The sequence below is a fragment of the Thermostichus sp. MS-CIW-15 genome, from assembly GCF_054060575.1.
On the sequence record NZ_JBSSDI010000027.1, the window covers coordinates 29,936 to 43,471 of the forward strand.

Genomic DNA, 13,536 nt, shown 5'->3' on the forward strand with positions numbered 1-13,536 from the left:
ATGCAAGGGTTCCAGTTGGAAATCTGGCCGGAGGGAACAGCCTTTTTCCGGCGGGCGGTCGAGATCTGGCAAGAGCAGGCCGCGGCGGCCATCCGTCAACGGGGCCGCTTTACGGTGGCCTTGGCAGGGGGAAACACGCCACGGAAGTTGTATGCTGCTTTAACCCAGGCGCCGGGGATCCCTTGGCAGCAAACCTGGCTGTTCTGGGGGGACGAGCGCTACGTTCCCCCGGATCACCCCGAGAGCAATTACGGCATGGTACGGCGGATCCTGCTGGATACGGTCGGGGTTCCCGCCTCCCAAGTCTTTCCCATGCCCACCCACTCAGGAGATCCCTTACGGGATGCGGCGGAGTACGAGGCGACCCTGCAGCAGATTTTCGGCACCGAATGCCCTGCCTTTGATCTGATCTGGCTGGGAGTGGGAGAAGACGGCCACACGGCCTCCTTATTTCCCGGTACAGCCGCCCTGGAGGTGCAACACCGCTGGGTGACGGTGGGCCAAAAAGGGGAGGAGCCGCGCCTGACTCTGACCTACCCTGTCTTGAACAGGGCGGCTCAGGTGGTGGTTTTGGTAACGGGGGCCAGCAAAGCCGCGATCGTCAAGGAGGCGCTGACAACGGAGGCCCACCTGCCCTGCCAGCGCCTCAACCCCCAAGGACGGCTGCTATGGCTGCTGGATGCGGCGGCAGCGGCTGAACTGCCCCTGCCCGCGGTGGCCTTGCTCGGCTAGTCCGGCCAATTGCTGCCGAAAAAGCGCTGGCTGAAGATGGCGATTTGACCTGGATCACCGCTGCATCCCTTCCCTTCGAATTTGATGGGGGTAGTTGAGTTTGGAGCGCTGCCCCATGTCCATCCGACTCATTGTCGAATCGGTTCTCCAGAGCACCTACCTCAGCCGCCGCCAAGAATCCCAAATCTGCCATTTCCTCCAGGAGCGGCTTTACGACGAATTGGATCTGGAGGCAATTGATCGGCTGATCTTGGCTTTGCTGAAGGGGCAAGTCCAGCTCGAGTGAGAGGAAAGCTGCGCCGCTTCGCCAAATCCTCAGGCCAGAGCCTAGCCCAGCCTCCTGTGGCAGTCTGGTCGCTTGAGCAGCGGACGGCTACAGGAGTTCCAGCAGGAGAGCTTTCCGGCAGGCTCCCTCAGATGCTTTGGCTGCCTCCCCAGCTCGGACGACGCCCTTGCCAACCGCCGCTCCTCGAAGGTAGGGTGACGCCTTCACCGAGTGACATACTCTCGTCTCTCACCCTAAAGCGCTCCGCGCCGCTGACGCGAACGGGGAGCTACTGCGAGAACCTTCTATGTCCGGCTGTGCCGTGCCGTTAGGCATGCAGCCGCGGAATGCTCTAGCGCGGGGCTATACCAGATTCCGGCAATGCCGTCTTGTATAGCCAATCTGATTCTACGATATTTTTGCGGGGGTGGCTGTATCCCGACCCTGACTGCCCCCCAGTAGGGGGGTACAAGTCGGGGCTTATCCACCTCCGCACCCCCAGAAGCTAAAACCTCCGTCCTGCTGACCCGACACCCAGGCCACAAGCAAACCTCCAAGGCACCGTCAATGCGCCCCTGCACACTTGCCCAAGGCAAAGCCCCACCTATACTTATTTGATGGCCAATTTTGGGTAACTGTAGCACAGACGAGCGACTAAGACTTGCGACAAAACCTGTCTGTTGACCGTCCTGGGGCAAGCCTGTGCAAGTTCAAAGCGGTTGCGGCCCCGTTGCAACGGGATCCAAACCCTCTTGGCCTTTGAGCTGCGGGTGGATCCGCCGCCGGCAGGCCAATCGGAGCTGGTGGATCTGGATGGCAACGCGGCGGTTCAGCTCTAGTTTGGGGATCCCACCGAACATCTGCGCGTCCAAACTCAGGCCACGGTGCTCACCCTGCGGGAGAATCCCTTTGACTATCTGCTCTGCGATTGGGCTACCCATCTTCCGATTGACTATCCCAGCACGCTGGCAGCTCAATTGCAGCCTTATCGGACGGCGCAGGCGGATGCTGGCATCCAAAGCCTGGCCTGGGAGCTGTGGGATCAGGTGCAGGGGGAGACGACGGCTTTTTTGCCGGCGCTCAACCAACGCATCTACTCCGAGTGCCGTCACATCCTGCGGGAAAAGGGGGATCCCTCGCCCGCCGGCTTGACCTGGCAGCGCAAAACCGGCTCCTGCCGTGACCTGACGCTGGTGTTGATGGAGGCCTGTCGGGCAGTAGGTCTGGCGGCAGGATTTGTCAGCAGCTACCAGGTCGGCCCGCCGTTGCAAGAGAACCTGGAACTCCAGGGCACAACCGGCAAAGAGCCCGCAGAGCCTGTCCGCCGCCACCTGCACGCCTGGGCAGAGGTGTATCTGCCGGGGGCCGGTTGGCGGGGGTTCGATCCCACCCAAGGGCTGGCCGTGGCCGATGGCCATGTGGCTTTGGCGGCCAGTGCCTACCCCAAAGATGCCGGCCCCATCTACGGCCACTGGCTGGGCAGAGGCGTTCACAGCAAGATGGACTACACCATTCACATCGAGGCGGAATCCGCCCTGCAGAGCCAAGCCCAACTGAGCCCCATATCCTAGCGGGATCCTTTGAGAACCCTGTCAGCGTCTCTCCTGCCGTGATATTCTGCTAGCTTCTAGTTCTAACCGAGCCCTCTCTTGAAAACCATGGACGAACTCAACACCCTGATCCAGGATCTGCAAGCTGCCTTTAGCGACAGCAGCACGCCGGTGCTCTCGCTATACGCCGACATCAACCCTGCCCGTCCCGAAAATGCTGGCCGCGCCTGGGTGAGACGCATCAAGAATACCCTCAAGGAGCTGCTGGAGAGTGGGGAGAGCAAGCCCGATAACTCCCTCTGCGAGCAAGTCCTTGCTCTAGTGGAGCAGGAGCGCCCTTCGGCCCGCACCCTGGTTCTTTTTGCCAGCCGCAATCCCGCTGGCAAGCCAGTGCTGCGCCGAATCGACCTGCAGGTGGAGCTGCCGGTGGTGGATCTGGCCCATGGGCGGGTGGAGGCCCGCTGGGGTGAGCCGTACTTGACCCCTCTGATTTTCGCCTTCGATGAATATGAGCGGGGTGGGGTGTTGCACCTGTCTGGCAGCAGGTGGCGCTTCTACGAACTCTTTTTGGGAGAACTGCAGAAGGACACGGAAATCTTTGCCAACATCAGCGCCGACGAGTGGCAGGAACTCCAGGATCTGGCTGGCCGCATCGAAAATGCCGTTGCCGAGCGTCGGGCCCGCAGCGGCGGCACTTTCGACAAGCTCTCCCCCAAGGAGCGGGAGGCGGCCAAGGTCAGCCTCTGGATGCACAAGCTCTACCAGCGCCTGGCCGATGCCCTCGACAAAGCGGTGGATCGGCTGGGCATCGAGCGGCTAGTGCTTATGGGCGAGGCCTGGCAGGTGTCTCACTTTGAGGGCTACCTCAACCGCGGCCTGCGCAACCGCATCGTCGCCCGGGTGGGGCACCCCGCCAACCTTCACACACCGACGCCGCAAGACATCCTCGACCGAGTGGTACCCGTCCTGGAGGCCGCTGAGCGCCGAGGAGAGCTGGCTTTGTTGGAGCGGATTCGAGAGCAGCCCGGCGCTTGGGGCTTAGATGCGGTGCTGGACGCCCTCCAGCTAGGCCGGGTGGAAATCCTTGTCCTGCCCTGGAGGCTAGAGGCCACCATCTGGCGCTGCCCAGACGGCTCGGTGGGAGGAACCCCAGAGATGGCCCAGCTCCTCTGCCCAGAGCCGCAACCGGTGGCGCTGCGGGATCAGGTCTGGGTGCTGGCCCGCGATTTCGGCGCTAGGCTGGAGTTTGTCCGCGGCGAGGCCGAAGACCGCTTGCTCCACGAGTTTCAAGGAGCAGCCGCGCTGTTGCGCTGGTAGAGGCCGCTCCAACCGGGTCGAGCAGCTCTCTGGCTGGATCCTGAAGCCGCAGTGTAGGCTAACATAGCCTAGCCCACCTCTGAAAAGTTTTCTGAGGGATCCCCTTGACCCAATCCATTGACCTCCCCACCAGCGTCGATACGTTCTTGCAAGAGCTGGCCGCCATTCAGCAAGTGGGGCCAAAGCGGATAGCCATTCTGGGCAGTCGCCATGTGCCCATCACCCACCAGTACCTCATCGAAACCCTCAGCTACGCTTTGGCCCTTACCGGCAACCGCATTCTCACTTCCGGGGCCATTGGCACCAACCTGGCTGTGATTCGCGGAGCCATGCGGGCGGACATGAAATCCCTGACGGTGATCCTGCCCCAAAGCCTGGAGCGACAGCCGGCAGAGTCGCGGGCCAGCCTGGAGCAGGTGCTGCATCTGGTGGAGCACCCCGAAAATGACCACCTGCCCCTGGCGGAGGCCAGCCGCCTGTGCAACCTAGAGATCGTCAGCAAGTGCCAGCAGTTGATCTGCTTTGTTTTCCACGACAGCGTCACGCTTTTGGAGGCCTGCAGGCACGCTGAGGAGCAACACAAGGTGGTTACGCTCTTCTATTTTGACTGATTGGACTGCAGCTCACTGCTCTCAACCTTTTGCCCCGAGGGTAGCAGTGTAGAAGGCCCCGATAGCTCAACATAGACTGCAGCGCATTCCCGACGTTGGGCGAATGGAATAGGATAAGGCTTTGTATTGAGGCAAATCGTTGGGCAGCCATGATGGGATCCCCGGCATGGAACCCGGAAATTTCTGCAGTCTCGCCGACCTCATCCTCTAATCCGCGGGGATCCGAAAGGGGTGTTTATTTTCGATTCGATGCCCAAGGGATCCATCTGCATTTGCCCGCCACCCTGGCTTGGGAAGAAGTCTGGGACGATTTGGTGTGGCAATTGCGCAGCCGCAAACCCTACTGGGCAGGAGTGGCCCCCCTGACCCTGTGGTGCCAAGAGCGAGAGCTGGACTTGCCCACCCTACAAACTCTGGCCGTCTTGTTGTCGCGGCATCGGTTGTCCTTGTGGCGCGTCCAAACCGGATCCCGAGGGACGGCGATCGCGGCGGCGACCCTAGGCTATTCTGTGGAACAATCTTCCCCCTTGGAGGCGATTCCCCCCGTCTCCCCGGATACTACTCCCCTCTACCTGCGGTCCACGGTGCGGTCGGGGATGTCGGTGCGCCACCGTGGCTCGGTTTTTCTGCTGGGGGATCTCAACCCCGGCGGCGAGATCATTGCCGGCGGCGACATTTGGGTCTGGGGACGGCTGCGAGGGCTGGTGCATGCTGGTGCTGAGGGGGATAGAGGCGCGGTGATCTTGGCCTTACAGTTGGAGCCAACTCAGTTGCGCATTGCCGATCAGGTGGCCCGTCCACCCGAGGGCGGATCCCCTCCCAACACGCCAGAGGTGGTTTACTTGCAGGAGGGTGTCATCTGCATTGCCAGCCTTCAGGATTTTCTGCGGAGGGGGGTATGAGCCGAGTTATCGTCGTCACCTCTGGGAAGGGGGGAGTGGGGAAAACCACCCTAACGGCCAATTTGGGCACTGCCTTGGCGCGCTTGGGTCGCTCGGTGGTGGTGGTGGATGCCGACTTTGGCCTGCGCAACCTGGACTTGTTGCTGGGGCTAGAGAATCGGGTGGTGTACACGGCTTTGGAGGTGATTGCGGGGGAATGCCGCCTTGAACAAGCATTGGTGAAGGACAAGCGCACCCCCAATTTGGCGTTGCTGCCGGCGGCCCAAACCCGCAACAAAACGGCAGTCAGCCCGGATCAGATGCGGCAGTTGATGGAAAAGCTTGCCAGCAGCCATGACTACGTGTTGATCGACTGCCCGGCGGGAATTGAACAAGGGTTTCGCAATGCCATTGCGGGGGCAACGGCAGCCCTGCTAGTAACTACGCCCGAAGTAGCAGCGGTGCGGGATGCAGACCGGGTGGTGGGCTTGTTGGAAGCGGCAGGGATTTCCTCTATCCAGCTAATCGTCAACCGCCTGCGCCCCGATATGGTAACCGCTGGCCAGATGATGGCAGTGGAAGATGTGGTGGAGGTGCTGGCCATCCCCTTGGTGGGTATCATTCCAGAAGACCGGGAGGTGATCGTCTCCACCAACAAAGGGGAGCCCCTAGTCCTCTCGGCCAACCCGACTCAGGCTGCCCAGGCCATCCAGCGCATTGCCCGACGGCTGGAAGGGGAGACGGTGGAATTTCCCAAGTTGGCCAGCTTGGGCGAGTCTTTCTGGGAAAAGGCCAAGCGGTTTTTCAGCCAAAAGGTGCTCTGAATCTCAACGGCTCTTGAGCTCCATCTCAACGGGATCATCCTCTTTGCCTGGAGTCTTTGCTTTCCCTGCTATGCACCTTCAATAAAGCCCATGCTTCTCGATTTCTTGGATCAGCTTTTTTCCCGCCACTCCGGCAACAGCCGCGAGCAAGCCAAGCAGCGCCTGAAACTGATCTTGGCCCACGACCGCGCCGACCTCACCCCGGCAGCCTTGGAAGCGATGCGCCTGGAGATTTTAGGGGTAGTATCTCGCTATGTGGAGCTGGATTCGGAGGGGATGCAGTTTCACTTGGCGGCAGAAGGGGGGACGACGGCCCTGATCGCCAACCTCCCCATTCGCCGTGTCAAGCCCCTGGCGGAGGCCCGCCTCAATTCCTGTGAAGGGGAGAACCCACAACAGGATCCCGGAGCGGCCCCATCCGAGGGCGGCCATTTGAGCTCGCCTTCTCCCTGAGCTACCCTAGACTCAGGGAGCAGTAATTCAAGGTGTTACATAGAGTGTTACATCCGCCTAGGCTGCGTCCGTTCGCCAAGATGCCTTCTCTTTGCTCCCACTTGTGTCTGTCCCGGCCGGGGGTGCCTTGTAGCTGTTTGCAGCCTGCTCATGGTAAACCGTCTGTGGCCCCAATGCTGACCAGGACAAAGTCGCCGGGACGGAGTTCGCGCTAAGGGAGGTTGAGCCTCGGCATGGAAAACTCCTTTGAGCTGACGATCCTGTTTACGCTGGCCTTGGTGGCCGGGATCGCGGCTCAAGTCCTGGCCAATTTTGTTAAAGTGCCCAGCATTGTTTTCCTGCTCCTGTTTGGGGTGCTGCTGGGGCCAGATGGCCTGGGCTGGGTTCGTCCCCAAATCATGGGATCTGGCCTGGAGGCGCTGGTGTCGTTGGCGGTGGCTCTGATCCTGTTTGAGGGGGGGCTGAACCTGCGGCTGCAACGCCTTAACCAGGTCTCCGACAGCTTGCGCAATCTGGTGTTGCTGGGATCCCTTTTGACCTTGGGAGGGGGAGCGCTGGCGGCCCACTATTTGGGGGAGTTTCCCTGGCCCCTGGCCTTTTTGTTTGGATCCCTGGTGGTGGTGACGGGGCCGACGGTGATTAACCCCATCCTGAAGCGGGTGCGGGTCGATTCCGCCGTCAGCACCCTGCTGGAGGGGGAAGGGGTGCTCATCGACCCCGTGGGGGCCATCTTGGCGGTGGTGGTGCTGCAGGTGGTGCTCTCCGGCCACCCCAGTTTCTTGCTGGCCCTAGAGCAGCTATCTAGCCGCTTGGCCATTGGGTCGGCGGTGGGGGCGCTGGGGGGCTGGCTGATGGGATCCTTCCTGCTCTGGTCGCGGCAGTTTTTGACGGAGGAGCTGCGCAACTCGGTGGTGCTGGCGGGGGCGCTGGGGGTGTTTGCCCTGGCCCAGTCGCTGCGCTCCGAGGCGGGTCTAATGGCGGTGGTGATGGCCGGGTTGGTGGTGCGGCAGAAGGCGGCCATTGCCGAGCGGAGCGTGCGCCAGTTTCACGGCCAGTTGGTGGTGATGGCCATCTCGGTGTTGTTTATTCTGCTGACTTCCACCCTCTCGCTCAAGGCGGTATTTGCGCTGGGGTGGGGAGCCTTGGCCACGGTGCTCTGCCTGATGCTGGTGGTGCGTCCTTTGAGCGTGTGGCTGTGTACCTGGCGCAGCGACCTGAATTGGCGGCAGAAGCTGTTTGTGGCCTGGCTGGCCCCCCGCGGCATCGTGGCGGCCTCGGTGGCTTCTTTGTTTGCCATTTTGCTCACCGAGCGGGGCATTACCGGGGGGGATGCCCTCAAGGCGCTGGTGTTTTTGACCATCTCGGTCACGGTGACGGTGCAGGGGCTGACCGCTGCCTGGGTGGCCCGCTGGCTGGGCTTGGATCAGGGGAGTTCTACGGTGATCATCGGCAACCATCCGCTGGTCGGCCAGTTGGCCCAGTTGCTGCGCTCCCTCAACCAGGCGGTGGAGGTGCTGCCGCTGCCGTCGGGATCCCGTCTGCGCGAGCGCACCGCCAATCTTCCCGCCGAGCTCAACGGCCACAAAGCCGGCCATACCTCAGGGACCCACCCCGCCAGCGGCAATGGCAGCTCCAAAGCCCTGCCGGTTCGCGTCAGCGGGACGGAGTCCTCAGAGGAACCTGGCCAGGTGCTGCCCGGATCTTTGCAGGAAGCCGTGCTGAGCGAGTCAGCCTTCTTGAAGGCCGATATCGACCATGCGGAAACTCTGTTGATCCTGACTTTGGATCCGCAGGTGAACTGGGCCATTGCCGAGCTGATGGTGAAGCTTTCGGTTTCTGCCGCCATCTGGACGGTGTTGCTGCCGGAGATGCCCATCTCGGAAGGGATCCGCACCCTGCCGATCCCTTTTTCCCAACTGCAGCGCTGGGCCAGCTACCTGGAGGCCAATCGGGCCGAGCTGCGCTCGATCACCCTGCCCACCCTGGCGGACCTGGGCCTGAAGCCCCCCCAATCCGCCGCGGCCTCGGCTCAGGAGTCGATCGCGGCAGCGGGCTCAGCGCTGCTCAACCCTTTTTCGGCCCAGATGGGGCTAGAGGATCCCACGTTGGAGCGGCTGCGGGATCAGTTCGCCTACCGCATCAAAGCCGATCTCTGCCTGCCTTTGTTGCTGGTGCGTCCGCAGCGTCTGGGAGGCTGGTTTGGGGAGAAGGGCAAGTCGTCCCAGGTCGGTCGGCTGTTCTACCTGCCGGAGCCGGGCATCTGGCGACGCGGAGATTGCATCTACTACCTGGAGCGCACGTCCAGCCCCGTAGAGGCCGTTGCTCCCTCTGCCAGAGAGTTGGATCCCCCAGAATGGGATCCACCCTCAGCCGAGCTACTGCCCCAGTATGTTGAGGGCGTCAAGCTCCACTTCGATCTCTAGGGGTCCCAGGGCAGCCAGCGGCCACTAGGAATGAGGGGACACCCCTGCACCTGCTCAGGCCGACCCAGATAAACCCAGGCAAAGGTGCCGCTCTCCAGTTGCACCCACTGCCGTTCGTATAGCCGCGGGTGGTCTTCCAGCTCATCTAGGCGGGGCAACAGGCCCAAGGGAATGCGGTAGCGCTCGCCGTAGAGCCGGTTGCGGCCAGGAACGGCCATCGGGTAGGGGCCGAGATCGTAGAGGTCGATGTGGTTGAGGCTGTCTGGGCCCAAAAACTCTGCCCCTTGCAGCAGGCTGTGGTACTGGCCGCCCCGCAGCAGGGATCCGTAGACAAAAACCACGGTGGAGGGTTCCATGTAAAGCTACGCAACTTTGACAACCGGGATCAGGGGGATTGGGCCCATTTTTGGCCGATGCGCGGCTCCGAGCCGGCCAGCAGGCGTTCGATGTTGCGGCGATGGGCAGCAATGACATAAACCCCCCCTGCCAAGGCAAACAGCAAATACGGCAGAGGCTGGCCCAGAGCCCACATCAAGAGCGGCGCCGCCACCGCCGCCAGCAGGGAGCTAAACGAGACGATGCGGGTGAGGGCGATCCCCAGCAGCCAGACACCGAAGGTAGCCAGGGCTACCGGCCAAGCCATGGCCAACAGGATCCCCAGGCTGGTGGCCACCGACTTGCCCCCCTTGAAGCCCAGCCAGCAGGAGCGGCTATGGCCGATCACCGCCCCCAGGGCCGCCACGACCACCCACCACGGCGAGCCCAGAGCTGATCCCAGCGCCACCGCTGCCGCTCCCTTGGCAGCGTCCACCAGCAACACCAGCAGCGCCGGCCCCTTGCCCACTGTCCGCAACACGTTGGTTGCCCCCGTTGAGCCGGATCCCGCTTGGCGGAGGTCGATCCCACCCCAGCAACGGCCCACCCAGTAGCCGGTGGGGATGGATCCCAGCAGGTAGCCTCCAAGGGCGGCAAGGAGGGCGGAAAGCCATGCAGGCATAGACACGTCTTGAACGCTCTCTCCTCACTTTGCCACAGGGCTTGGGTTGCCACTGCTGTCGAATCCGGCCAGGTTGACCTCCCAAGCAAGGCGCGGCTGCACAAATTGCAAAAGCTGTTGGCGAATCTGCTCCAGTTGCCGGATGGCCTGGCGGGATCCCTGCGCCCAGAACTGCTGCTGCAGATAGTCAATCAGCCACAGCTGCGCCGGCAAATCGAGAGCAGCCACTGCCCTAGCCACTTCCAGCGCCTGCCGCAGCGAGTGGGGCCAGCGTCTTAGGTCCTGCAGCAGTGACGGCGGAAGGCTTTGCAGGTGCTGCTGGGCGGCCAGCGCCCGTCCAGGGCTGCCTTGGGCTAGGGCAATTAGCTCAGAGCGAGGGATCCCGGGCAGCTCCGGGCAGCCCAAAGCTGTCAACACTTGCTCCATCTCTGCCGAGCTGAGGCGGCGAAACGGCACCATCTGGCAGCGGGACAGCAGCGTCGGTGGCAAAGGGTGGGGAGGGGGGGTAGGCGAGTGGTGGGAGGCGATAAGAACGATGTGGGCCGGCTCAGGCTCCTCCAGGGTTTTCAGCAGGGCATTGGCCGCACTTTCTGTCAGGGTTTCCGCTCCCTCCAGTACAACTAGCGAGCGGCGGGCGTGCATTGGCCTACGGGCACAGAAGCGAACCACTTCCTGCACCTGTTCCAGGCGAATTTGCGGCGGGGAGCGCCGCTGCAGAGCTTGTGCCTCCGGGGCGTCTGCTGCTATCAGGCGGCCCTGGTGGACATAGGTGGGGCTGACCCAGTGGAGATCGGGATGGGTGCCTGCGAGGAGCCAACGGCAGTTGGAGCACTGGCCGCAAGGGATCCCTGAGCTGGCCTCGCAGAAGAGGGCCTGGGCAAACCAGCGGGCCATCAGGCTCCGTCCCACCCCTTCTGGTCCCAAGAAACAGTAGCTTGAGGTCACCCGCCCCTTTTCCAAGGCCGCCACGAGCAGCCGCGCCGCCAGCTCCTGCCCGACGATGTGCTGGGGGGGCAGAACCGTGACTCCCTCAACCATCTCGGCAGCTCTGGGCTGAAGCATCGGCAAAGTTGCCTAGTCGCAGGCAAAGGTCGGCAAGAGAAATTGCCACAGCCCCTCCTCCACCAAGGGATCCCTCCCTATCTCTGCCCCAGCCTTGTTGTTAGCCGGTGGGATCCAGTCGCATTAAAACTTGGCCAAATTCCACCGGCTGGCCGTTGCTCACCAAAATCTCCCTCACCACGCCCGCCGTTTCAGCTTCTATCTCGTTCATCAGCTTCATGGCTTCGATAATGCAGAGAGTTTGGCCCTTGTTCACCCGTTGGCCAACCTGCACAAAATCCGTTTCTCCAGGGGCAGGAGCGCTGTAGAAGGTGCCCACCATCGGCGCCGTCACCTCCACCCAGTGGCTGGGGGCAGGCTTAGGAGCGCTCTCAGGAGGGGGAGCTTCTGCAGGGGAAGCAGGGGGGGGTTCTGGCGGCGGGGCAGCGGGCGGAGCAGCGGCAGCAGCAGCAAGGCCAGCCGGGATCCCTTTGCGCAGGGTGAGGCGGAAATCCTTGTACTCCAGGATTAGCTCGGTAACGTCGCTCTCCTGCAGAGCGGCCAGCAGAAGGCGAACTTCCTGCCAATTGACAACATCCAAGGGAAGATTACTCCTGATGCATCACCTGTCCACAACGGCAGCCCAGCGGCAAGAAGAGGGGGAGCCATCACTCGCGGCCTATATAGGTGTCGGTGCGAGTATCGACACGCACCCGTTCTCCCACCTTAATAAACAGAGGCACCTGGATCTCAGCGCCGGTCTCCAGCTTGGCGGGCTTGGTTCCCCCTGTTGCCGTATCTCCTCTCACGCCGGGGTCGGTTTCCACCACTTCCAAGACAACGGTGTTGGGCAGCTCCACATCGATCACCTGCCCCTTCCAGCGCAGGATGGCCACCTCCATGTTCTCTTTCAGGTATTTCACGGCAGAGCCGATTTGGGCAGCGCTGAGGGGAGCCTGTTCGTAGGTCTCCATGTCCATGAACACGAAATTGTCCCCTTCTGAATAGAGATACTGCATATTCACTTTTTCAATAGTGGCGGCGGGCAGCATCTCGCCGGCGCGGAAGGTTTTCTCCACAACGTTGCCGGTCTGCATATTTTTGAGCTTGGTGCGCACAAAGGCCGCGCCCTTGCCGGGTTTCACATGCAGAAACTCGATCACCTTGTAGGGAGCGCCATCAATTTCCACAGAGACGCCGGGGCGCAAGTCGTTGCTTGAGATCATGTCAGCACAGGGATCCGTTGCTCAGACTTCCCAATCTTACCCCGGCTGCGGGGCACTCCGATTCAGCTCTCTGAGATCAATGGGCGGCTGACGTCCGTAAAGAGGCAACACCGTCTGCCAGGAAGGGCGCAAGCCTGCTTGGAAGTCGGCGCGGGCCAGTTCCGCCAACGCCAGCACAGGCGCCGGATCCACCCAGTCGGCAGCATCGACGACCAGAGCCTGGGGCCACTGCCGCAGAACCTTCTGCCAAGCCGCTTCTTCCCAGATCTGATCCGCCACTTCGGCAACCCAATGTTCTGGCCCCAGCCGGTACACGCCACCATACTGCTCCCCTCGCTTGGCGTCCATCTGCACCGCCACCGTCAGCGGCTGAGGCGGGGATCCCTGCTCCTGCCACACCTGGCGGGCGAGAACCGCCAAAGTCGAGTAGCCGAACACCGGAATGCGCAACTGCTGGCCCAACAGCCGCGCCACACTTACCCCCAAACGGCTGCCGGTAAAACTCCCCGGCCCCAGAGCGACAGCGATCCCCGCCATCTGCGACCAGTCCTGGCCGGCCAAGAACTCCTTCAGGCAAGGGTGCAACTGCGCCGCCATCTCCCGATCCAGCCACCAACTCCGGCTGCGGCTCTCCCCCAGCTTCTCCTCCAGCGGCAACACGGCCAAGCCCAGAACAGGCGTGGTGGTGTGGATCCCTAAAATCCAGCGGGGAACTGACATGGCCTCTCTCAGGATCAAGCGAGGTAGTTGACAGAACTTAACGGATGATTTAAGGTTAGGTTGTCAATCTTCGCGCTTCCTCAGGGAAGTTTGCCATCATGACCACTGTTATCCAACGTCGCTCAACCAGCAACGTGTGGGAGCAGTTTTGCGAGTGGGTCACCTCCACCGACAACCGCCTCTACATCGGTTGGTTCGGGGTGCTGATGATCCCCACCCTGCTGACTGCCACCACCTGCTTCATCATTGCCTTCATTGGTGCTCCCCCGGTGGACATCGACGGGATTCGCGAGCCAGTTTCGGGTTCGTTGCTGTATGGCAACAACATCATCACCGGCGCGGTGGTGCCTTCTTCGGCTGCGATTGGCCTGCACTTTTACCCGATTTGGGAAGCCGCTTCTTTGGACGAGTGGCTGTACAACGGCGGCCCCTACCAGCTGATTGTGCTGCACTTTTTGATTGGGGTGTTCTGCTACATGGGCCGGGAGTGGGAGCT

Annotated in this window: 16 protein-coding genes and 1 pseudogene; 11 read left to right on the forward strand and 6 right to left on the reverse strand. The window is 62.0% G+C overall.

From position 1 onward, the window contains the following. The 10 genes from pgl to ACVW0R_RS10345 all read left to right on the forward strand — a co-directional run bounded on the left by pgl (position 1) and on the right by ACVW0R_RS10345 (position 9,056). On the forward strand, positions 1-732 hold the full coding sequence (gene pgl, locus ACVW0R_RS10300) for a 6-phosphogluconolactonase (protein WP_414401873.1): 732 nt from the start codon (positions 1-3) through the stop codon (positions 730-732). Positions 733-847: 115 nt separating this feature from the next. Then, positions 848-1,018, forward strand: a complete 171-nt coding sequence (locus ACVW0R_RS10305) for a hypothetical protein (RefSeq protein WP_011430123.1) — start codon at positions 848-850, stop codon at positions 1,016-1,018. A 698-nt stretch (positions 1,019-1,716) separates the two neighbouring features. Then, entirely contained in the window at positions 1,717-1,836 is a 120-nt protein-coding gene (locus ACVW0R_RS10310; protein WP_228375471.1) for a transglutaminase N-terminal domain-containing protein, read from the forward strand. Positions 1,837-1,881: 45 nt separating this feature from the next. Next, positions 1,882-2,568: a transglutaminase-like domain-containing protein gene (locus ACVW0R_RS10315; protein WP_228375472.1), complete on the forward strand. Its 687-nt coding sequence runs from the start codon at positions 1,882-1,884 to the stop codon at positions 2,566-2,568. A gap of 87 nt (positions 2,569-2,655) precedes the next feature. Continuing rightward, positions 2,656-3,864: a VLRF1 family aeRF1-type release factor gene (locus ACVW0R_RS10320; protein WP_457502021.1), complete on the forward strand. Its 1,209-nt coding sequence runs from the start codon at positions 2,656-2,658 to the stop codon at positions 3,862-3,864. A 104-nt stretch (positions 3,865-3,968) separates the two neighbouring features. Next, the gene (locus ACVW0R_RS10325) at positions 3,969-4,475 is read left to right on the forward strand and encodes a hypothetical protein (RefSeq protein WP_011430125.1); all 507 of its coding nucleotides are present in this window, start codon (positions 3,969-3,971) and stop codon (positions 4,473-4,475) included. Positions 4,476-4,624: 149 nt separating this feature from the next. Beyond that, the gene (minC, locus tag ACVW0R_RS10330) at positions 4,625-5,377 is read left to right on the forward strand and encodes a septum site-determining protein MinC (protein WP_011430126.1); all 753 of its coding nucleotides are present in this window, start codon (positions 4,625-4,627) and stop codon (positions 5,375-5,377) included. Then, entirely contained in the window at positions 5,374-6,180 is an 807-nt protein-coding gene (minD, locus tag ACVW0R_RS10335) for a septum site-determining protein MinD (RefSeq protein ID WP_011430127.1), read from the forward strand. Before minC ends, minD begins: the two co-directional genes overlap by 4 nt. Before the next feature lie 90 nt (positions 6,181-6,270). Beyond that, on the forward strand, positions 6,271-6,633 hold the full coding sequence (gene minE / locus ACVW0R_RS10340; RefSeq protein WP_011430128.1) for a cell division topological specificity factor MinE: 363 nt from the start codon (positions 6,271-6,273) through the stop codon (positions 6,631-6,633). A gap of 233 nt (positions 6,634-6,866) precedes the next feature. Continuing rightward, positions 6,867-9,056: a cation:proton antiporter gene (locus ACVW0R_RS10345; protein WP_099884031.1), complete on the forward strand. Its 2,190-nt coding sequence runs from the start codon at positions 6,867-6,869 to the stop codon at positions 9,054-9,056. Here the strand turns inward: ACVW0R_RS10345 and ACVW0R_RS10350 are convergent. The 6 genes from ACVW0R_RS10350 to tsaB form a co-directional block, all read right to left on the reverse strand. Then, positions 9,053-9,412 (reverse strand): gamma-glutamylcyclotransferase family protein, encoded by a 360-nt coding sequence (locus ACVW0R_RS10350; RefSeq protein ID WP_041438264.1) that lies wholly within the window; start codon positions 9,410-9,412, stop codon positions 9,053-9,055. The genes ACVW0R_RS10345 and ACVW0R_RS10350 overlap by 4 nt on opposite strands. 29 nt (positions 9,413-9,441) lie before the next feature. After that, on the reverse strand, positions 9,442-10,053 hold the full coding sequence (gene plsY / locus ACVW0R_RS10355) for a glycerol-3-phosphate 1-O-acyltransferase PlsY (protein WP_011430131.1): 612 nt from the start codon (positions 10,051-10,053) through the stop codon (positions 9,442-9,444). Positions 10,054-10,077: 24 nt separating this feature from the next. Further along, positions 10,078-11,091 (reverse strand): DNA polymerase III subunit delta', encoded by a 1,014-nt coding sequence (locus tag ACVW0R_RS10360; RefSeq protein ID WP_011430132.1) that lies wholly within the window; start codon positions 11,089-11,091, stop codon positions 10,078-10,080. A gap of 124 nt (positions 11,092-11,215) precedes the next feature. Beyond that, the gene (gene accB, locus ACVW0R_RS10365; protein ID WP_011430133.1) at positions 11,216-11,695 is read right to left on the reverse strand and encodes an acetyl-CoA carboxylase biotin carboxyl carrier protein; all 480 of its coding nucleotides are present in this window, start codon (positions 11,693-11,695) and stop codon (positions 11,216-11,218) included. Positions 11,696-11,762: 67 nt separating this feature from the next. Next, entirely contained in the window at positions 11,763-12,320 is a 558-nt protein-coding gene (gene efp, locus ACVW0R_RS10370) for an elongation factor P (RefSeq protein ID WP_011430134.1), read from the reverse strand. A 36-nt stretch (positions 12,321-12,356) separates the two neighbouring features. Beyond that, positions 12,357-13,040 carry a tRNA (adenosine(37)-N6)-threonylcarbamoyltransferase complex dimerization subunit type 1 TsaB gene (gene tsaB / locus ACVW0R_RS10375; protein ID WP_011430135.1) on the reverse strand — a complete coding sequence of 228 codons (684 nt, stop codon included), beginning with the start codon at positions 13,038-13,040 and terminating at the stop codon, positions 12,357-12,359. A gap of 98 nt (positions 13,041-13,138) precedes the next feature. Between tsaB and ACVW0R_RS10380 the strand changes: the two are divergent. Next, positions 13,139-13,536 (forward strand): annotated as a pseudogene (locus tag ACVW0R_RS10380) (photosystem II q(b) protein); the annotation flags it as partial.

Excerpts from the sequence above, each read along its gene's own strand:
- ACVW0R_RS10360 (WP_011430132.1), bottom strand. The coding sequence starts at position 11,091 with ATGGTTGAGGGAGTCACGGTTCTGCCCCCCCAGCACATCGTCGGGCAG.
- minD (WP_011430127.1), top strand. The coding sequence starts at position 5,374 with ATGAGCCGAGTTATCGTCGTCACCTCTGGGAAGGGGGGAGTGGGGAAA.
- pgl (WP_414401873.1), top strand. The coding sequence starts at position 1 with ATGCAAGGGTTCCAGTTGGAAATCTGGCCGGAGGGAACAGCCTTTTTC.
- ACVW0R_RS10345 (WP_099884031.1), top strand. The coding sequence starts at position 6,867 with ATGGAAAACTCCTTTGAGCTGACGATCCTGTTTACGCTGGCCTTGGTG.
- plsY (WP_011430131.1), bottom strand. The coding sequence starts at position 10,053 with ATGCCTGCATGGCTTTCCGCCCTCCTTGCCGCCCTTGGAGGCTACCTG.
- ACVW0R_RS10320 (WP_457502021.1), top strand. The coding sequence starts at position 2,656 with ATGGACGAACTCAACACCCTGATCCAGGATCTGCAAGCTGCCTTTAGC.
- minC (WP_011430126.1), top strand. The coding sequence starts at position 4,625 with ATGATGGGATCCCCGGCATGGAACCCGGAAATTTCTGCAGTCTCGCCG.
- ACVW0R_RS10305 (WP_011430123.1), top strand. The coding sequence starts at position 848 with ATGTCCATCCGACTCATTGTCGAATCGGTTCTCCAGAGCACCTACCTC.
- efp (WP_011430134.1), bottom strand. The coding sequence starts at position 12,320 with ATGATCTCAAGCAACGACTTGCGCCCCGGCGTCTCTGTGGAAATTGAT.
- tsaB (WP_011430135.1), bottom strand. The coding sequence starts at position 13,040 with ATGTCAGTTCCCCGCTGGATTTTAGGGATCCACACCACCACGCCTGTT.
- minE (WP_011430128.1), top strand. The coding sequence starts at position 6,271 with ATGCTTCTCGATTTCTTGGATCAGCTTTTTTCCCGCCACTCCGGCAAC.
- ACVW0R_RS10350 (WP_041438264.1), bottom strand. The coding sequence starts at position 9,412 with ATGGAACCCTCCACCGTGGTTTTTGTCTACGGATCCCTGCTGCGGGGC.